The following is a 19243-nucleotide window of genomic DNA, read 5'->3' as shown; positions in this document are numbered from 1 at the left end:
TCATCCCCTTCCTTCATTCCCGATACAAGGAAGCGTTACATAGAAAGCCGCCCCCATCTTACCGTCGCTTTCCGCTCGAACCGTCCCTCCTTGCGCAAGTAGAATTTCCCTGCAAATCGCTAGCCCTAGCCCACTGCCTTCTATCCCGTTCCCCAAGCCCGGCCGATCGTATCTGTAATTACGTTCGAAGATTTGCTCAAGCTGATCCGAAGGTATACCCATGCCAGAATCCTGTATGCTAATGATCGCATGGCGAGCATGATTCACCTCTTCCACAGATAGCGCAATACGCACCAGCCCTCCACTGGAGGTGAACTTCATAGCGTTCGACACCAGGTTAAATAAAGCCTGCTCTACTCTTTTGGCATCCATCTCGACAACAGGCAGGTTCGATCGTTGTTCCTCCACATCACCGATATCCAGTATGAAATCTAATCCTGCGTCACGCACAACCAACTCATATTGTTCAAAAAAATCATGCAAGAAGGGAATGATCTGAACCGGCTCCATTCGGTACGAAACTTGTCCGGTCTCCAAATGCGACAAGAAGGATAATTCCTCGATCATGCGGTTAATCCTTATCGTGTTCTCACGGATATACTTCAGATATTGTTCATTGCGTTCCGGCTTAACCCGGTCCTGTATAGCTTCTACATACCCAAGCATGCTGGACAGCGGCATACGCAAATCATGCGTAATATAGGCAAGAAGCTTCTTCCTCCCTTGCTCGGAGTGAAGCAACCGGTCATACGAAGTGCGGAGATCATCGTGGGCTGTAGATAAGGCCCGCGTGCGCTCATCCACGGTACGTTCCAAGCCCGTATTCATTTCAATCAGCTTGTCGTTAGCATCCTGCAACTCACGTGAGATTCTCTCCTCATTGGATGCCGTCCTCGTAAATCTCGAAGAGAGCAGGATCATCTGTGCGATCGTAAATATCAATAAACCAAGCGGGGATGTATTTCCGATCAGCGACCATCCGTTATAATATAAAAAATCGTTGATAACCGTAATCAAAGTAACCACCGAAACCAGCAGGAAGATCAATGCTCCCTCCATACGTTGCAAAGCTACTTGAACCAGCCCAACCATCAGATAAAGCATATGTAGAACAACCATCACACCAATGATCAGCAAAAATTGAGTATATATAAGCGCAGGGGTTACCATAACCAAGATACAAAATGCCCCCGTTGCGATCCAGGAAGCAAATCGAAACCATCGCGACACATAATTCGGAAAAATACAATCAAAATACATGGTGATGATATATCCGCTGACGCAAAGAATCAGATACTCGATCTTGAACTGCAATTCCCAAGGGAAATGAGGTAGCCATTGTGTAAGGACAAGCTCGCCGTTGAGTAAGGATCGGATACCTAGTAGTACAGTGAACAGACCAAAATAAAACGGCGCTCTGTCCTTGCGTCGCAGCATGAACACCAGCAAATTATACAAGCCAATCACCAATAAACTTGACGTGATGAACATATCCGTGGCAAGGCTCAAATTGGTCTTGGTCGTCAGTACATCACTGCCACCCAGTTCGATGTATTTGGTAATACCACCCCGATTATGTTGGAAGTTGCTAACTTGCAACACCAGCTCTAACGTATCATTTTCAGGCTGAACAAATAACAGCTTCGTTGCCAGATGCGGGGTCATGCTGTTCTTGTCCTGACCAACCGTACCAACTTGTGCCAGGAGCTCGCCATTCACCCATAATTTATACGCATGAAAAATGCTGGGCAGTCGTAAAGCAAGACGCTCTTTTCGATCCTGCTCGCTTAATTGAATAACCAGTCGATAAGTCGCATAACCTGTCCCACCCAGTTGCTCTCCCTTTAACCGATAACCTGACCAAGAGCTCGGGACATTGATCCATTGGTCCTGATTTCCTTCCCTTGCCGAACGAACCCGTATGTCCTCAGGCGATAGTAGCTCTTGCCAGTAGAATGCCCACTCCCCTGTTAGCTTTTGCGGATTCGCACTGAGCTGAACATGCGTTAAGTCCAGAATACCTTCTTTACTTTGAAACTTAGGAGAGTCCGTCTCAGAGAGGACGACATAGCCTGTAACCAAGCCAACAACAACAGCAGCAACGATATAAAACCAGACCTTACGAGAACCGACTCGAAGAATCCCCCTCATGATGAATCCAACCCCATTCTACAAAAGCGCAATAAGTAAGCTGATTACCCAAATCATATCATCATTACAGAGAATGTACCCTGAAAATTTGTAGAATGATTTAAGATATCCATGCCAAAAAGCCACATCCGATCGCTCGAATATGACTTGAATATGAACCTGTTGTTCATCTGTTCTCATGATTTTTCCTGCAATACACAATCTTTTTGACGCTCTCGCTGGATAGGCAAAACCGTGCTGCGAGCTGATCAATCGTCTCCCCCTGCGTGTAACGGCTACACATCTCACGGTTTCGTTCCTGTAGCCATTGGCGGCTGCCAGAACGCTCTCCCCATTTGATACGAGCTTCCTTGGGCTTCGGGATATAGATTAATCCACCGGGGAACCGGCGCTGAATTTCTTTGATCAGAGCTTCAGGCAAGACGGCATCGGCATTCGTATATTTCACATTGCTCCACTCCTTAAAAGGTTTCTTTAAGGCAGCAGAGTCTTACGAGAAACTTCTGGCGTTATCGGTTCTTGTCAATGAAGGCGGTAAAATATATTCCAGCTCTATGCAAACAACCGCCGTTGTTTCTCGCATGGACTCTGCATAGAGCGAGTGGTTAAGCCTGTTATGAATCGAATCATGGTAGCCCCCCTTTCCAAAAATGATATGTTCCATATGAATTGCCAATATCCTCTATTCCGGTCTGTACTGCATTACACTTTGCTCCAGCATGCTGCGGACCTGCTCCTGCAATGCTGGCGGAGATATCACCTTCACCTCGGGCCCATATGAGAGCAGTCTGCGTGCTGTAAAAGAAAACTCCGAATGCGGCACAAGCCCGCGCCATTCCTGATCGACCACCGTTTTGAACAACACATCCGATGCAGCCATTCTGGCCCCGAATGCTGTGAAGCGCAGCACGACCTCCTCACCTGCTCTTTCCTCCGTCTGCTTCAACCACGCCTTCAATGCAGGCACAGATTCATCCGTCTGATCCAGCACCGTCAGCTTACGCATCCGGTCAACACGGTATAACTGTACACGATCCTTTTTCCGTGCAGGCATGTACCAGTACCCTTGCTCATAATAGATGCCGAAGGGATATACGTTCACCTTTTTCCATCCACTGCGAGCGTGATACATAAATGTAATGGCCCTTTTCTCGGATGCGGCTGTTAATAGTTTCGATGTTAAGGCATGCATATGCTCTCCTGGGTGCTGAATGAATGCAATATGATCCCTCATGCCTGTGATCCGTTCCTGCACATCAGGAGGAAGAGTGGAGAAATACTGCTCGGCCAGATGCTCACGAATTGCACCATAAGGGAAATCCGGGACCTGCTCCAAATATTCTAGCATCATAAACAGCCCCAGCGCTTCCTGCTGATTCAGCTGTAAAGGCGGGAGAATCCGATTGGGCAGCACCCGATATCCACCGTTAGCGCCAACCTCGGTGTACAGCGGGAAGCCAAGCGTCTGCAATGCATCCAGATCACGCTGAATGGTACGCACCGACACCTCGAACCGCTCTGCCAGTTCGCGTGCTGTGAACTTCTGTCTGGAATCCATAAGGCGCATGATCGCCAGCCTGCGTTGATTCATCGTATCGCCACCCCAACCACGTGAAACTTTGTCATAGATGAAGTGTAGCATAGGGGAAACTTTTCATTCCATAATTATGAAAATTCATATCGGTAATCCCCAATTTTATGCCATGATTCATCAGATCATCAACAAACAGGGGCCATGAATGTAACGGTAGGCAAGTAACTTCAATGAATAGATCATTATTTTAATTGAATTATTTTCCATATTGAGTTATGGTTTAATTAGCTTAGCGATAAGCAAGTTCCTTACACGAAGGGAGAGGTTTTTAATGGCAGCTACTACTATGGTTATGGTGGTTTGTTCTTAAAACTGAATAGTCGGCATTTCTGAAAAAAGCGGGGAGAGTCCCGTCTTCTTTGTTATGCCATCCAGAGTAACCTTTCGTGAATATTGCTGTTTGAAGATACGATCAAGGTCGTATCTTTTTTGCGTCCCGATGCCGCAAAACAGCAGCTTCTTCAGAGGCTGCTTGTTTGCGGCATTTTTGCGTCCCGAAAACAACGTTAAAGGAGCTAAAACAATACAAATGATGAATTTGAGAGCCTATGGCTATATGTCCGGTGTGGGAAAATCCTCGCTGCTTAATGCATTAATGGAGCAGGAGAGCAGGTTCGTACAGCATAGAACAAGCTACCTCATCGACAAAGGAGCAACAGACAAAACAAACGCCATGTGGAATAAACAAAAGAAGAAAAACGGAGGCTGGAAAAAATGAATATAACTCTGAACACAAACATATTACATCAAGCGCTATCCAACTACTTCAAGAAGGAGATTGTCGGAGCCGACACTTCTACCATCAAGCTGCATGGCGGAACGGTAGGCAATGTTACTCTGATAACGGGAACAGCCGAAACGGTCGATAGTCAGAAGCTTCCGTACCAGATTGTGCTGAAAATTTCTTCGAAATGGGAGCGCTACAATGATCCGAATTCCTGGCGCCGCGAATATGATCTCTATCAATCCGAGCTCGAGGCCACGTTCACGGACGCCTTGCGTTGGCCTGCCTGTTACTACGCAGAGATGAATGCCGAAGAAACGGAATTTCAGCTCTGGCTGGAATATATTGATGGCGTATCCGGCCTAGCGCTGTCCGGGGATATGTATGAGCAGGCCGCACTGGAGCTGGGACGTTATCAAGGCAAGCTGTATGTGGAGCAACCGGAAGTGCTACTGCGTCTGAGCAATCTCAGCCATGCGGACCTGATGAAAAATACGTATCTGCATTATCGTTCGTGGCCTCTTGTCTATGATTACATCCGTTCTGAAGAGTGCGATTTCCCGCTTCATATTCGGCAGATGCTTATGGACATTGATGAGAATTCGGATGCCATCTTCGCCCGGATTGAACGACTGCCTCTTGTACTGAACCATCGGGATTTCTGGGTGACGAATATTTTCTATACAGACGGAAAAATAAATCTCATCGACTGGGACACCTCAGGGTGGGGTTATTTGGGAGAAGATCTGGCCAGCCTGATTGCAGATGAAGCCGATATGGATCATATGGTGGAATATTACCAACGCTGTGTGCCTGCATACTATAAAGGCTTTGCAGCCTATGCAGATGCACCTCCATTGGAAGAGCACTGTGTGTATGAGATGATTCTGATCGTATTCGGATACAGAATGGTAGAGAATTATCTTCACGCCGATTCCGATGATATGAAGGATCAACAGGTTCGGATACTCCAGAAAATCTATGAAATAAAAGGCAGTCCGCTGCACGGATAAGTCCATGCTACAGGCAGCTCGGCTTGCCTAACCCTGGCTGATCCAGATATCTCGAAGAGTCACCCACTGGAGCCATCATGATCATCAGCTTCTATTTTTATCCTGTGGATACACCTGAATTAACTACGACATGTTTTGTCATAGTTCAGATGTATGCTGTAGCTATCCTAAAGAAGGGAGCGATGAATCATGACGGCTTCAAAAACAATTCTATACATTGCCATTAGCCTGGACGGTTATATTGCACGCCTAGACGGCTCCGTAGATTGGCTGTTCGATGTCGAAGGAGATGGAGGAGATAACGGCTATGCCTCTTTCTATCAAACGATTGGAAGTGTGGTCATGGGGCGTTCCACGTATGAGGAGGTGCTGACCTTATCCGAGGATTTCCCGTATGCAGATCGTCCGACATACGTACTCTCTCGTTCGGAACAGCCCCCTGCACCATATGTGCAGTTCACTGCCGAGAGTCTGAACACACTGATTCCACGTCTGAAACAGACCTCGGAGGGAGATGTATGGATTGTCGGCGGCGGCTTGCTTGTGCAGTCGGTAATGGACGCACAGTTACTGGATGAGATAGAGATAGCCGTGATCCCGAAGGTGCTTGGTGAAGGCATTCCCTTATTTCCCAAAGGTACCGTACCTGCACTACTGAAAATGCTCCGTACCCAAACCCTTGGACAGATCGTATCCATTCGTTATAAGGTACTCCCCGACCCAGCAACAGGTACATCAGCAGACGACTCTGGTCGTTGAAAAAAATCCAAAGACCGCGCGGCAATCTGCTGCGCGGTCTTTGGCTGAATTGCATCGTCATGAAGCATGGCTTCACGGGCTGGAAGCTGTATGGTTGTTGGCTATGCTCCTTGCATATTCTTGTTGTAGCTACACCATGCTTTGCCATCTATGGAGCCTCTCTATAACATCGTTGGGACAGCGTTCAGGCATATAAACAGCAATCTCGATTTATTTCAAAATCTTACGAATATACGCCGTTAATACTTCTGCTGCTCTGCGATGTGACAGCTCACCCGGATGTGTCCTCGCGCCCATCATCTCTTCCGTTGTATCCGGCAACTGGATGATCGAAACAAGGCGATCCCCGGTTTGCTTGATATATCCGTGCACTGCACGGTAAATGGCTGGGAGCATTGTGGCCCCAAGCATGCCATAAGCCCAGACAATTTGTGCGCACGGGTTATTTGTTCGCAGCGTGGCCAGGAACCGCTCCACGGCTTGCTCGAACTTGGCCAGGTCCGCTTCATGATAGGTTCCGTCCTCGTTCAAGCGCTGCTTATACACCTGCCCGGTGACCGGATCAGTCCAGGCTGGAGAATGGAATGCACCGTCATCGTTGCTACCCAGATTAACCACGATTACATCCGGCTGCCATGAGCTGAAATCATGCGGCTCAAACGCACCAAGCTTCTCGTTCCGTTCACCCTTCAGCAGGCCGCAGACCTGTTCATAATACGCAGGAATATTGCCTTGTGGATTGTTATCCCAGCTGCTGAGCACCCCCCAGCCGCTTTGAGAGATGACACGATACTCTGCATCCAAAGCCTCGGCGGTCATATACGTGTAATTGTGCAGCGCACTGAACCACATCGGCACCCAGTCTTCCTCTGTCTTCGCGCCGATCGCTCCCTCGCCTGAGGTGATGCTATCACCAATAAACTCAATTCGGTATGGCTTCTCCTCAACAGGCAGCATCACACCCTCCGTCCGCACCGCGTGCAATTGTAAAAGACAGCCCGGGTCCCCGCTCATCGCTTGCACATCCTTGATGATCCGTACATTTTTCACCGCTTCAGGGTTCAACCCTCGAAAGATGCAGAGCCAGCCTCTGCCTGAGGTCAACATCTGCCGGCTGACCGGAACACCGTTAATCACAATGCGGATCCATGGCTCCAGGTGATCATATGCCGACTCAACCTCCACCCATAATTCAGCCCCCTGAACGTTAAGCTCTACAGCACTTCCTGTCCAAAACAGGGTTACTGGTGTGCGATTAGCCGTTGTCCGGCCATGAATTTTAAGATGAGCAAGGTCTGACATCGCAATGGTCTGCAACTCTTCATTGGAATGCTTAGTCATACGTACCCTCCTGTTCTGATGACACTCTCTCTCCACAACACAAGCACTTTACCACCCAGATACTGCGACTCGTTCCTAACACCCGCTATGTCACCCGGAACGGAGCATGTCCCGTCTCCGCATGCAAAAGCTACAGCCTCTTCCACAGTGAATTGCCGAAGCTCCACGTTCTTCGGAGCAAGCACCACCAGCCGCATCCTCTCATCTGCACCGTTCAGGGATTTGATTCGCTCGAAAAATCACATTATCCATCTGAGTTATTCGCTCCATAGAGGATGTCCCCTTTGGTTATAGATGCGTACTGCACGGTAATACTCCTGATGAATCCATTCTAATATGTATTAAGCACAACAGCAAAAAATCCCCTGCAAGCAAACCTGTTCAAGTCCATCCGTTCAGATGTCCTCATCCATGGTTCAACCCGGAGGGGCCAGATTATATGGGCTGTGTATGAAGCATCAAGCAGGCCCATGTCATAATTGGTTCGTCATTTGTCAGTTCTGTTACCGTATTGTTATAACACCTTGCCAAGAAAAGCTTTCGTCCGTTCATGCTGTGTATGTTGAAAAATAGCCTCCGGCGTGCCTTCCTCGACAATATAACCACCGTCCATGAAGATCACCCGATCTGCCACCTCGCGGGCAAAGCCCATCTCATGTGTCACCACAATCATCGTGATGCCCTCATGAGCGAGATCTTTCATCACCTGCAGCACCTCACCAACCATCTCGGGGTCAAGCGCCGAGGTTGGTTCATCGAATAACATGACACTCGGGTTCATGGCGAGTGCACGGGCAATCGCTACACGCTGCTGCTGTCCGCCGGACAGCTGCTCGGGATAGGCATCTTTTTTCTGAGACAGACCGACTTTGCCGAGCAGCTCCAGCGCTTTGCTCTCGTTTTCGGCCTTGCTCAGCTTGCGGATATGCTTGGGCGCCAGCATGATATTTTGCAGTACCGTCAGATGCGGAAACAGGTTGAACTGCTGGAACACCATACCCACATTGGTGCGCAGCTCATCAATGTTCGTCTTGGGTGAAGTGACCTCCACTTCGCCAATGATGACCTTGCCTGACGTGACTTCCTCCAGCAGATTGAGGCAGCGCAAGAAGGTGCTTTTGCCAGACCCCGAAGGGCCGATGACACATACTACCTCCTGCTCCCGAATCGTTGTGGAGATATCCTTCAGAACTTCATTCGCACCAAATTGCTTTCTTAGATTCTCTACAGTAATCATCGGATCGCATATCTCCTTTCGATGAAACGGGAAGCTCGGGACAGCAGGACAATGATAATCAGATAAAAGATGCCGACAACGCCCCAGATTTCAAATGCCCGGAAGTTGGAGGAGATAATAATTTCCCCTGTCTGTGTTAACTCCGCAATCCCTATCGCTGATAACAATGATGTATCCTTAATCGTAATGATAGCCTGGTTCACAAAAGTAGGAATCATACGCCGGGTTGCCTGCGGAAGTATCACCAGCCACATCGTCTTGAAACGGCTAAGGCCCAGTGATCTTGCGGCTTCATGCTGGCCTTTGCCGATGGACTCAATGCCTGCCCGGAAAATCTCCGAGACATAAGCTCCAGCGTTCAAACTAACCGCGATGATTCCTGCGGTCATGGCCGGGATTCGCATATCCAGAAACACCGGCAGACCGAAATAGATGAAATAAACCTGCACCAGAAGAGGCGTGCCGCGGATGATATCCACATAAAGCGAAGCTACGAGCCGCAGCAGCCGATTCAGGGAGGTGCTCATTAGACCGGAGATCAAACCAATCACCATGGCAAAGATGAGCGAGATTACAACAATTTTCAACGTAACAACCGTTCCCTCTAACAGAAGAGGCAGTGCGTCCAGTATGACTTGCAAGGAGGAATCCATCCGCATCACATTCCCTTCTACTTCGCTGCTGAGCCTAAATATTTCTCAACAATCTTGTCGTATTCGCCATTTTCCTGCAATTTCTTTAAGCCGTCGTTTATCTTCTTCTGCAATTCTGTATCGCCTTTGGCAACCGCAATACCATAGAAGTCCCCGTTCAAGCGGTCACCAACTATTTTGAGCTTGGCATTCGGGTCGATCGCAATTTTGTAAGAAATGACCGGGAAGTCTTCAAGTGTCGCATCCGCGTTTTTGTTCGCTACTTCCTGATACATGGATGGACTGTCGTCAAAATATTTAATGGTTGCGCCATAGGTTTTGGCATATTGATCCGCCAGGTTGGCTCCCGATGTCCCTTTTTTAATAGCAATCGTTTTGCCATTCAAATCCTCCGGGCTCTTAATGTCGTTGTTATCCTCATTCACAATCAAGGACAGTCCGGCTTGATAATACGGGTCCGAGAAATCGACCACTTTTTTACGCTCATCCGTGATGCTGATGCCAGCAATGGCTCCGTCCAATTGATTGGCTGTAATCGCTGGAATGATGCCTTTGAAATCCATCGGTTTGATCTCGACGTCGAAACCTTCTTCCTTTGCGATTGCGTTCATCAGGTCAATGTCGATCCCTACATATTTTCCATCCTTCTGAAACTCAAACGGAGGATATGTCGCATCGGTACCAAACGTATATTTCTCTGTTGCGTTTCCACTTGCAGACTGGGCTTTGCCATCCTCACCCGATTTTGCTGCGCCGCAGGCACTTAGTGCCAAAGCAAGAAATGCTGCCATTACGATAGATGCTGCCTTTTTCATGGAAAAACCCCTTTTCCGAATGTGATTGGGATCGACCGAATCGATCATTTGTATTTATGTACGTATTGTATTTCTACACCTACGGAAACTTACGTAATCCTACACCAAAATTCCACAAACGATGTTAAATAAATTAACACAATAGAGATTTTAGATAAAAATATGTACTATATTGAGCATAAAATCAGAATTATCTTATTTCAATGTTATTTTATATAACACAAAAAAAGATCCTCGATGACATTGTTCGAGAATCCCCTTTTCGCTTTAATATCCCGTTGGCTCTTGTTGTCATGTTCAGTGTGCCACATTTCAATCATTCATTTTCTCTACGATCTCCATGTAAAATACCTGCAAAAACTTCTTAATGTTCACCTTGCTCTTGTCCGTTGCCTGTTCTTCCTCCATAGCCCTCATCTTCATACGTACATCCTGAAAATCAAAATAAAGCGGTGCATAATGCTCAAATTTAGGATTGCTGTAATCGGTTAGTCCAATAGAAGCCATATTCGTCAGCGCTGTCAGAACGGTTCTGCGAATGCGCTGCTCCATCGCCTTGCCTTCCTTCTCTACATCCTTGTCGGTCAGCTTATACGCTCTCGCCACCGCTTCATAGGATTCCTTCAGTGGCGGTAACTCCGCGGCCTGCTTTTGCTCAATCGCATATTCCATCAAGGACACCATATCTTTGCTTCCACTCTCACCGATAATTCCGAGGTCCATCAGTATGCCGCGCGCTACGTCTCGCACGGTTCGGGTCTTTGCAGGAGCAGGCGCCTCAACCAGATTCAGCCGGGCCATGGATTGCTTGATTTCCTGTACGTATCGCTCATACCTCCACTGCTCGTTCACTTTGTTCAGCACATGCTCTACTTCCACCCGATTGATGGGTTTATGGATGAAAAATTCGATCCCTTTCTGGTACGCTGCTCCGACCATCTCTTTGTTCTCTACCTGGGAAATCATAATGAATTTGCCGCCATACCCGCTCTGCTTCAGCTTCGATACGGTTTCAATCCCGTCCTGATCAGGCATCAGCAGGTCAATCAGCACAACATCCGGCTTACGATCCAGAACGATACGCTGTCCCTCCAGCCCTCCCTCGGCCATGCCTGCAAGCTCCCCGAATCCGCAAGTATCAATGATATCCTGAAGCATGCTGCGACTCACTACATCATCATCCACGATCACGATCGAAAGTGTCATCGACATCGGCCTCCTTCATTAGATTGACTGCGGGAATCATAACGCTGAATGTAGTCCCCTGCCCAACTGGAGCGGACTCTACCTGAATGCGCCCTTCCAGAGCTTGAACGATATCACGTACATGCGACAGACCAATACCTGTGGCAGCAATGCCAACTTCATCAAACTTGGTCGTATAACCGGGCTCAAAGATCACCCCGCGCTTCGCCTCAGGTATGCCTTTTCCCGAATCAGTCACCACAAAATGCACTTCCTCACCCTGCTCAAACACCTGCACCCGAATCAGACCCTCCTGCTCGATGGACTCAACTGCATTGGCCAGCAGGTTATTTAGCACCGTTAACAGTGGAATGTAATACGGCGATTCTCCTTCATACCGCTGCTCCACCTCAATCTTTACCTGCTTGTGCAGCATCTCACTGTATTTCCGATTCGCCTTGCCTGCAAAATGCAGCACTTCCGACAGGCTCATATTCACGGTATTCTCATTGTCATACAGCTTGAGCAGTCCCGCGAGAATACGCTGCGAATCCTTCTTCACCTCATGAATCTGCTGTGCGATCCCTAGGGTACGCTGACTGTACTCGTGCATGTCCTGCTCCCGCAGATCACGATACAGCTCATAGCTGTTGGCCGTAATGCCTTCAATCGTGTCCATCGCTTTTTTCAGGTAGAACACCTCACCGTACAAGCCCGAATTCACACTTAACATCTGCTCCATTCGCTTCTCCTGCTCGGCATGCAAAAGCCTGATCTGCCTTACGGCAAAGCTGTTATACAGCCCAATCACAAAGTAACTTCGCAGCCCGCCCACAACAAACAGATACAGCCATTCACGCATATAAAATATATTGGTCCCACTAAGCACACCACGTACAAACAACTCCACCAGATTCGAGGAAAAGTCTATACCCGTAATGAGGCTTCCCAGCAGTAGCGGGGGCATTTCGTGGAATCGGTGCTTGAGCCTGCTCAGCCCATAAGCAAACACCACATAGTACAAGCCCGCCCCCAGATTATCCCGCAAGCTCTCCAGCATGGACAGCGTATGCACATGATGAATCAGATCAGCGGATTGAAACGACAAGCTTGCAAGACCCGTCAGAATCCCTGTTTTTAAATACGACAAGTGGGGCATAATCATCAGCAAAAACAAAAAAATGCTGACTCCGAGTCCGATTCGGAAATAATCCTCCCGAAAGGGATTAATCTTGAACTGTGCTCCTACAGCTGTAGCCAGAGCAACCGCTACCATCTGCACATTTTCGTTTTTGACCCAATTACGCATCGCTTTCTCCACCTACTATTACAACGTTTCATAACGCACACTGCCGAAGCCGCGCTTCTGATGTTAAATATACTAACATATGAAAGAGTCATTAGAAATAATTAAAATCCAGGAAACGGTTATCTCCTACTCAGACAGCACAAAAAGGCTGGAAGTTTGACTTCAACAGCCCTTTTTGTTTAGCCTTCCATACCTCATGTCCTCAGGTTATCCGTACAATCACTTGAACATACACCGCTAATCTACTTCACCGTCTGGAACATCAAAAGAAACCATCGTGCCTTCACCCAGTTCGCTCACAATAGTTAATCCGCGACCATAGCGCTGCAGCAATCTGCGGTTTGTGTTGGCAATGCCGATCCCGCCCTTGCTGTTCCACGAAGCTTCCTGCAAGGCAGCAACCTGCTCCGGCGACATGCCTTTGCCGTTATCCTTAACCTCAATTCGGGTGTATCCCTGACCTCTGCTAATCGTCAAACAGATCGTTCCGCCTGCATGCCGGCTTAACAAACCATGTTTGACAGCATTCTCAACCAGTGGCTGAATAGACAGAGGGGGCAAGCGTAACTGGAGACCGGGCTCAATATCCAACATGACAGACAGCCGGTCTTCGAAGCGAGTTTTCTCAATAAACAGGTATGCCTCAACGAGCTCCAGCTCGTGGGACAGCTTCACTAACTCCCCGGTGTTAAGGTAGTTAAAGCTGATGCGAAGGTAAGAGGAGAAGGCTTCACCCAGCTTACGCATATGCTCCGTATCTATATCACTTAGCACCATCAGTGAATTCAGCGTATTAAACAGAAAATGAGGCTGAATCTGTGCCTGCAAATAGGCCGCTTCCATTCGTAGTCGCTCCTGAATGGACTTGTTCAGCATCGTCAAGGCACGTATGCGATACTTCAGCTCTACGGCATCCACCGGTTTCGTAATATAATCATTGGCCCCGGACGCAAATCCGGTATAAATGTCTGGCGGCTGACTTCGAGCCGTGAGCAGCAGCACAGGAAGCTCTGACATGGAATATTGCTCCCGCACTTTCCGGGTTAACTCGTATCCTGACATATACGGCATCATTACATCGGTAATCATTAGATCCCACTGACGTGTATTTAATAGTTCCAGCGCTTCCTGCCCTGAGCGAGCGGTGGTGATCAGGCATGGCTCATTCGAAAGAATGCTGACCAGCACCTCCAGGTTAACCGGATCATCATCCACAGCGAGAATGAATGACTTGCCTGCTGGCAAAAGAGATGGCACATCCTCCGCAACCGCGAATTCTGTACGATCTGAAGCAGCATGCTGTAATAAAAATGCGTTTAACGTCTCCTCGGTTATGTCGGCAGTGCCTTGATCCCACGCAGCAGCAAGCTGTGACCCCAATGGAGATGCAGCTTCCTGGTCAATTGACTGAGCCAGCGGCAGATCAAAGCTAAACACAGAGCCTTCGCCCGGCACTGAACGAACGGACAGTGATCCACCATGCAGCTCAACAAGCTGTTTACAGATATTCAAACCCAGCCCGATGCCTTGACTATCCCGTTCATCATAAGAGCCCTGCTCATAGGGAAGAAAAATTCGCTCTTGCGTTGCTACGTCCATACCTGTGCCTGTGTCAGCAACATGAATAAGTGCATGGCCATCACGAAGCTCGGCACTTACCGTAATGGCACCCTCGGCGGTATGCTTGAGCGCGTTATGCAGCAAATTATACATAATCTGCACCAGCCGCTTCTCATCCGCCAGCACCTGAGGAAAGCCATCCTCAATATGCATCTGAAGCTGAACCGGTTTGCGTTCAATCATGTATGACAGCATCGCCATGATGCCAGGTACGGCAGATTGCACGGATACAGCAGCGGGCTGCAGTGTAATGCGATGCTCCTTCAACCTGACAACATCCAGCAAATCGCTAAGCAGATGAGACATGCGCCGCCCAATGGTAATCAGGAGCTCCATGTCCTCCACACTACGGGCATCCAGCTTGTTCTTCTCTCGGTTAACGACATTATGCGCAATGTTGATGATGCCGTGAAGTGGTGTTCGCAGTTCATGAGACGTATTCGCCAGAAACTGATCCTTGATCTTGTCTCCCTTCTGCAGCGCCTGGTTCAACTCCATATTCTCGCGGGCATTTCTGAAATATTTTTTGAACCAATAGGCCGAAAATCCGGTAATCGCGAACACGATATCAATGGGGTAATACACGGTTGTACCGTTCGCTGAAGTTTCGAAAGAACTCCAGAACAGATTGGACAGAATACCGCCTGCCGTTAGAAGTAAGAAAATGATATCCCGATCCCCCTGATTGCGAAAGATCATTGAACCGATAATATAAAGCAGCCACAACCCGGTTACTACGAAGAAAACACTAAGCAGCTTGTAATGAAGCATCGAATACAGTATGTGGATCGGCATCGCAACAATAACGGCGATATAAGCGACCAGAACCGCCCCATACCACTGAAGCCATCGAGGATGCGCCTTGATTCCGGCCAGCCTTTGAAACAGCAGTACGATGCAGGCATTTTGCAAAAATAGACAGATCAGACGAATTTTAATTCCCCAGGTATAGTTGATTGGGAACCAAAGCATGAACACGTTGTCATGACCGGCCATCACACCGATGCCAACGGATAAGGTTAATATGCCCGCAACCAATAAGGATCGCTCTTGCGGATTGAAGGTATACAGAATGAAAGCATACATGCCATGTAACAGTAATACCAGAAAGATAGCCAACTGAAAACCGATGGAGTACCAGTGAACATAATCAATGGCATTTTGGGAACCAAACCGAACCGACTTGGTGATGCCACCGCTGTACGGACTATCATAATTAGCCACACGAACGAGCACCTCTATAACTGTCGTGCCTTCCTGATCAAAAACTGGCGTAAACGGGATATTACGCGGCACATAGTTGTATGCATCAGCCGATACCGAACCTCTAACAGAAACCGTCTCTCCGTTGAGCTCGATCTCGGATGAGCTGGCGATGCTCTTGAACCAGAAGGCCACCGGTTCCTGAAGCGGATCAATCAGAATACGCAATCGATATGTCGCATAACCAAGCGAGTCTCCCCCGTCTGGCTTGAGTATATTCCTCCAATCCCCAGGAACCTGCACAACGCTACCCTTCGCTCCCTCACCTTGATCTGCAAGCTGCTGGCTCGTCAGCAGTTCATTCGGATACAACTCCCATTCCCCGTTCAAATACATAACCGGCATCTGCTGCAGATCCACGCCTCGCAGATCCATAACCCCATTCACAGCACGATGCTCGTTCAGGGTTGGAAAGAACTGCATCCACATCCATCGCATGCCTAACAGCACAGCAAAGATAATCAGCATTATCCATATGTAGTAGAAGCGCCTGAGCACTCCTTTATTCTTTATGTTCATCTCGTATGTTGTCCCGCCTTCGCGATTCCTCGTTTCCAATCACGATACCAGTGTTGGACCTCTTCACTAATCGGGATACCCAGCTCCTGCTCCATTCTGCTCGTTACAAGCCGATATTGTTCCTCTACACCAAGCTTGTGCTGCATCTCGTCGTAGAGCTTCATCAGCATGAAGTAGCTTTCCTCGTCGTCAGGCAGCATCTGTTGAATCTGCTGGATGTTCTCTATTGCCCGGTCATTCTGACCATGCTTGAGATAATACAGATTAAGCTGCCTCATATAGTACAACCACAGATAACGTAGTCTTTCACGCTCCGGTTCAGCCCACATGTAATCGTACCGCCCCAAATATGTGCCTGTGTAACGATACAACGACTGCTCATACGCCTGAACCGTCTCGGGCTGCACTTCCTTCCAGGCTTTCATCTCCTGCTCCCATTGCTCGCTATCGAGACGCGCATCTCCCAGCTCCAGCTTGTAACCTGCTTCCAGATGGGCACTTTGAATGCTGATCGTCTCCATGCCGCAAGTCTTCAAGGTCTGACGGACATGATACATCGTCGTATAAAGCTGATGTGCGACCTTCTCTTCTTCTGTCCCTGGCCACAGCAGATCCAGCAATGCACTGCGATGAATAATCTGATTCCGATGATGCAGCAGATAAGCAAACAATTCCTGCGCTTTGCTGGTACGCCACTTGGCAACTTGCGCCTCCTTGCCAGGTAGTTTGAAGCTTATCTGATTAAAGCAGCAGATCAAGGGAGCTTCCGTATTCATCATCCGCTGTTCACGCCGAAGAGCGAGCTTCTCCCGCACACGTTGCAGCGTCTGCTTGAGACGTTCCTTCTGCACAGGCTTCATGACATAATCTAATGCCTGAAGTTCAAAGGCATGAACTGCATATTGATCGTAGCTTGTGACAAAAATAATTTCAGTACCTGGCACAGCCTTCTGAATCTGCCGCCCCAGGTCCATTCCATCTATTTCTGGCATGTGGATATCCAGGAAGACGACATCCGGCTGATGCAGCATCACACCGGCAATCACCTCTGTCGGATTCATATAGCTGGCAACAATCTGAATATCGCTAACTTCCTTTTCTAGCATCTTTTCCAGTCCGATCAATGCAAGACGTTCATCATCCACCAATATGACGTTCACAGGAGCTTCCTCCCCGACCCGGAGGTCTTGATTTTATTTTCACTATTATATCATAGGCCCTTACGAAATATGGTTTGTGTTTCCACTTTTCAATTTATCGCAATTTAATTGTATAATAGATATGACGACAGGCCAAAGACCTGTTCTTACAGAGAGGAAGATCAATGATGTCAGATGTGAATCAAAGTTTTGGAAAAGCCCTTGTAAATGCCTTGGTCGGTGAGAGGGGACATATTCGTATTGCCAAGGCTCTGCCTGATATTGATGTAGAGCTTGCGGGACGTACACATGAGGCGATGCCATATACCATATATCAACTGGTGAAGCATATGCACTACTGGCAGCAATTCATGCTGGCACATGTGGAGGGACGCAAACCGCAAATGCCCGCAAGTGCGAGCGAGAGCTGGCCTGTTGAGACAGGACCGCAGGATGAAGCCGCTTGGCAGGAGGATATCCGGGCCTTCCTGAGCGGCATTGATCTGGCAGTCTCGATCGCAGAGACGGCGCAGCTGAATGATCCATTGCTGCATTTCCCAGGGGAAACAAAGGGGGGGTTACTGCGTAACATCGCTTCCCACAACTCATATCATCTGGGAGAGATTGTACTGCTTCGTCGTTTCTATGGCGCATGGCCGCCTCCAGGCGGCGGATACCCTGCATAAACCGGCATAAAAGCCCAGCATGCAGGGCTTCTCAGGACGGGCAGAATCCACGAATACAGGTTTACAATCATGGAGTGCAGCTCGCTAACGAATGCATCCCATATATGTTATTATGCAACCAAGAAGCCGCAAAGGATTTACTCCTTGCGGCTTCTTGGTTGTACGAATTATTTTGCCGACTACTCTGGACGCATTAAGCCCTGAATAAAGGTTTCAAAATTAGGAGCGAGCAGCGTCACGTGACGCTCTGCCTTGTCTACATAGACCACTTCTGGTTCACCATCATTGCCAGAGGAACGGTAGTCCAGCATGACAACCCCGGCTTCTGCTGGCGCTTTGGCGATGATCACCCCAATCTCGGGATAACGATCTCGTTCAATCACAATCCAGCTACCCTCTTCACCACACAGGGAATGGCGCTTCTCGCGGCCAATGCCCAGTATACCTTCGATTTCAATATACCCAGCTTCTCCAGATGCCTCGTTCGTCACAGGGAAAAAGCGGTTGTACGGAATACCGCCGTTATGTTCCTTCATCATCTCAATGTAAGAGGCTGGCAGACGGAATACAAGCTGCTCCTCTACAGATTCAATCAAGCCGTCACTTGGTGGCTCAGACACATACTGCTCCAATGCCAGCTCACTGTCATTCCAGAACTCACCGAATACAGGTGCTGGATCGGAAGAAACGGCGGGTACCGATGCGATCATCGCACGCGGCTCATCAGCGTTCTCTTTCGGCAACTCGTCATCCTGCGCCCCTTCTTCAACGATGCCCTCGTGCTCTGCTTCGTCCTGCTCGTCCTGATTACGAATCCACTCCAGAAACTCTAGCGTGTCTTCATCTCCTGGCTCCAGCTCATCGGAGCGCTCGAACGCCTGCTCTGCCTTGTCATACTGCTCCAAATAATAGTAGGCCAGGCCAATTCGGTACTGCCACAGCGGATCATCCTCACCCTCGTCCGCAACGGTCAGAAACTGCTCTATGGCTTCCTCATATCGTTCCAGATTGTTCAGTGCCCGGCCCAAATGATTCACCAGCTCATAGTCTCTCTCTTCCGCCGGAATCTCCTGCACCGCATGTACAATCTTCTCGTATTCATCCTCTTCATGCCAAGCTTCCAGTTGCTCCAACAGCTCTTCGTTCATCATTGTGCCTCCGTTCTTTCATCTCATCATTATGTATTGAAAATTATACCACTATACTGAACCGCTTCTCCAGCGAAGAAGGAATTT

The 19243-nt window shown here is 48.5% G+C and carries 17 protein-coding genes; 4 read left to right on the top strand and 13 right to left on the bottom strand.

Annotated features, from left to right (window positions below):
• From DFQ00_RS13595 to DFQ00_RS13585, 3 genes are all read right to left on the bottom strand, one after another.
• Nucleotides 1–2151 (bottom strand): sensor histidine kinase, encoded by a 2151-nt coding sequence (locus DFQ00_RS13595; protein ID WP_110897022.1) that lies wholly within the window; start codon nt 2149–2151, stop codon nt 1–3.
• Between the two features lie 166 nt (nt 2152–2317).
• Complete coding sequence (locus DFQ00_RS13590) at nt 2318–2599, bottom strand: CD3324 family protein (RefSeq protein ID WP_110897021.1); 282 nt, start codon at nt 2597–2599, stop codon at nt 2318–2320.
• Nucleotides 2600–2833: 234 nt separating this feature from the next.
• Nucleotides 2834–3742, bottom strand: a complete 909-nt coding sequence (locus tag DFQ00_RS13585; RefSeq protein ID WP_110897020.1) for a helix-turn-helix transcriptional regulator — start codon at nt 3740–3742, stop codon at nt 2834–2836.
• Nucleotides 3743–4217: 475 nt separating this feature from the next.
• On the opposite strand from DFQ00_RS13585, the gene DFQ00_RS29515 reads away from it, so the two are divergent.
• The 3 genes from DFQ00_RS29515 (at nt 4218) to DFQ00_RS13570 (ending at nt 6241) form a co-directional block, all read left to right on the top strand.
• Nucleotides 4218–4463: a hypothetical protein gene (locus DFQ00_RS29515; protein WP_174812192.1), complete on the top strand. Its 246-nt coding sequence runs from the start codon at nt 4218–4220 to the stop codon at nt 4461–4463.
• Entirely contained in the window at nt 4460–5482 is a 1023-nt protein-coding gene (locus DFQ00_RS13575; protein ID WP_110897019.1) for a phosphotransferase, read from the top strand. The genes DFQ00_RS29515 and DFQ00_RS13575 overlap by 4 nt, the downstream gene beginning before the upstream one ends.
• Before the next feature lie 189 nt (nt 5483–5671).
• Nucleotides 5672–6241 carry a dihydrofolate reductase family protein gene (locus DFQ00_RS13570; RefSeq protein ID WP_110897018.1) on the top strand — a complete coding sequence of 190 codons (570 nt, stop codon included), beginning with the start codon at nt 5672–5674 and terminating at the stop codon, nt 6239–6241.
• A 210-nt stretch (nt 6242–6451) separates the two neighbouring features.
• On the opposite strand, the gene DFQ00_RS13565 is transcribed toward DFQ00_RS13570, so the two are convergent.
• The 9 genes from DFQ00_RS13565 to DFQ00_RS13525 form a co-directional block, all read right to left on the bottom strand.
• Nucleotides 6452–7582, bottom strand: coding sequence for an SGNH/GDSL hydrolase family protein (locus tag DFQ00_RS13565; protein WP_110897017.1), 1131 nt, complete (start codon nt 7580–7582; stop codon nt 6452–6454).
• Nucleotides 7579–7749, bottom strand: a complete 171-nt coding sequence (locus tag DFQ00_RS13560) for a hypothetical protein (protein ID WP_174812194.1) — start codon at nt 7747–7749, stop codon at nt 7579–7581. Before DFQ00_RS13560 ends, DFQ00_RS13565 begins: the two co-directional genes overlap by 4 nt.
• A 347-nt stretch (nt 7750–8096) precedes the next feature.
• A complete protein-coding gene (locus tag DFQ00_RS13555; RefSeq protein WP_110897015.1) occupies nt 8097–8819 on the bottom strand; it encodes an amino acid ABC transporter ATP-binding protein in 723 nt (240 codons plus the stop codon).
• Nucleotides 8816–9472: an amino acid ABC transporter permease gene (locus tag DFQ00_RS13550; protein WP_110897091.1), complete on the bottom strand. Its 657-nt coding sequence runs from the start codon at nt 9470–9472 to the stop codon at nt 8816–8818. Before DFQ00_RS13550 ends, DFQ00_RS13555 begins: the two co-directional genes overlap by 4 nt.
• 17 nt (nt 9473–9489) lie before the next feature.
• A complete protein-coding gene (locus DFQ00_RS13545; RefSeq protein WP_110897014.1) occupies nt 9490–10287 on the bottom strand; it encodes a transporter substrate-binding domain-containing protein in 798 nt (265 codons plus the stop codon).
• Between the two features lie 312 nt (nt 10288–10599).
• Nucleotides 10600–11493 carry a response regulator gene (locus DFQ00_RS13540; RefSeq protein ID WP_110897013.1) on the bottom strand — a complete coding sequence of 298 codons (894 nt, stop codon included), beginning with the start codon at nt 11491–11493 and terminating at the stop codon, nt 10600–10602.
• Entirely contained in the window at nt 11465–12781 is a 1317-nt protein-coding gene (locus tag DFQ00_RS13535) for an ATP-binding protein (RefSeq protein WP_110897012.1), read from the bottom strand. The genes DFQ00_RS13540 and DFQ00_RS13535 overlap by 29 nt, the downstream gene beginning before the upstream one ends.
• Before the next feature lie 237 nt (nt 12782–13018).
• Nucleotides 13019–16132 carry a hybrid sensor histidine kinase/response regulator gene (locus tag DFQ00_RS13530; protein ID WP_244213833.1) on the bottom strand — a complete coding sequence of 1038 codons (3114 nt, stop codon included), beginning with the start codon at nt 16130–16132 and terminating at the stop codon, nt 13019–13021.
• A gap of 47 nt (nt 16133–16179) precedes the next feature.
• Entirely contained in the window at nt 16180–17343 is a 1164-nt protein-coding gene (locus DFQ00_RS13525; protein ID WP_110897010.1) for a response regulator, read from the bottom strand.
• 167 nt (nt 17344–17510) lie between these two features.
• Between DFQ00_RS13525 and DFQ00_RS13520 the strand changes: the two genes are divergently transcribed.
• On the top strand, nt 17511–18008 hold the full coding sequence (locus DFQ00_RS13520; RefSeq protein WP_110897009.1) for a DinB family protein: 498 nt from the start codon (nt 17511–17513) through the stop codon (nt 18006–18008).
• Nucleotides 18009–18187: 179 nt separating this feature from the next.
• On the opposite strand, the gene DFQ00_RS13515 is transcribed toward DFQ00_RS13520, so the two are convergent.
• Nucleotides 18188–19156: an SMI1/KNR4 family protein gene (locus tag DFQ00_RS13515; protein WP_110897008.1), complete on the bottom strand. Its 969-nt coding sequence runs from the start codon at nt 19154–19156 to the stop codon at nt 18188–18190.
• Nucleotides 19157–19243 lie beyond the last annotated feature (87 nt).

This window comes from Paenibacillus barcinonensis, from assembly GCF_003217495.1.
Lineage (GTDB): Bacteria > Bacillota > Bacilli > Paenibacillales > Paenibacillaceae > Paenibacillus > Paenibacillus barcinonensis.
Note: the sequence above shows the minus strand (reverse complement) of the source record. Positions and strands in the feature narration are given on the sequence as shown.

Excerpts from the sequence above, each read along its gene's own strand:
- DFQ00_RS13595 (WP_110897022.1), bottom strand. The coding sequence starts at position 2,151 with ATGAGGGGGATTCTTCGAGTCGGTTCTCGTAAGGTCTGGTTTTATATC.
- DFQ00_RS13585 (WP_110897020.1), bottom strand. The coding sequence starts at position 3,742 with ATGAATCAACGCAGGCTGGCGATCATGCGCCTTATGGATTCCAGACAG.
- DFQ00_RS13575 (WP_110897019.1), top strand. The coding sequence starts at position 4,460 with ATGAATATAACTCTGAACACAAACATATTACATCAAGCGCTATCCAAC.
- DFQ00_RS13570 (WP_110897018.1), top strand. The coding sequence starts at position 5,672 with ATGACGGCTTCAAAAACAATTCTATACATTGCCATTAGCCTGGACGGT.
- DFQ00_RS13565 (WP_110897017.1), bottom strand. The coding sequence starts at position 7,582 with ATGACTAAGCATTCCAATGAAGAGTTGCAGACCATTGCGATGTCAGAC.
- DFQ00_RS13555 (WP_110897015.1), bottom strand. The coding sequence starts at position 8,819 with ATGATTACTGTAGAGAATCTAAGAAAGCAATTTGGTGCGAATGAAGTT.
- DFQ00_RS13550 (WP_110897091.1), bottom strand. The coding sequence starts at position 9,472 with ATGGATTCCTCCTTGCAAGTCATACTGGACGCACTGCCTCTTCTGTTA.
- DFQ00_RS13545 (WP_110897014.1), bottom strand. The coding sequence starts at position 10,287 with ATGAAAAAGGCAGCATCTATCGTAATGGCAGCATTTCTTGCTTTGGCA.
- DFQ00_RS13540 (WP_110897013.1), bottom strand. The coding sequence starts at position 11,493 with ATGACACTTTCGATCGTGATCGTGGATGATGATGTAGTGAGTCGCAGC.
- DFQ00_RS13535 (WP_110897012.1), bottom strand. The coding sequence starts at position 12,781 with ATGCGTAATTGGGTCAAAAACGAAAATGTGCAGATGGTAGCGGTTGCT.
- DFQ00_RS13530 (WP_244213833.1), bottom strand. The coding sequence starts at position 16,132 with ATGCTGATTATCTTTGCTGTGCTGTTAGGCATGCGATGGATGTGGATG.
- DFQ00_RS13520 (WP_110897009.1), top strand. The coding sequence starts at position 17,511 with ATGTCAGATGTGAATCAAAGTTTTGGAAAAGCCCTTGTAAATGCCTTG.
- DFQ00_RS13515 (WP_110897008.1), bottom strand. The coding sequence starts at position 19,156 with ATGAACGAAGAGCTGTTGGAGCAACTGGAAGCTTGGCATGAAGAGGAT.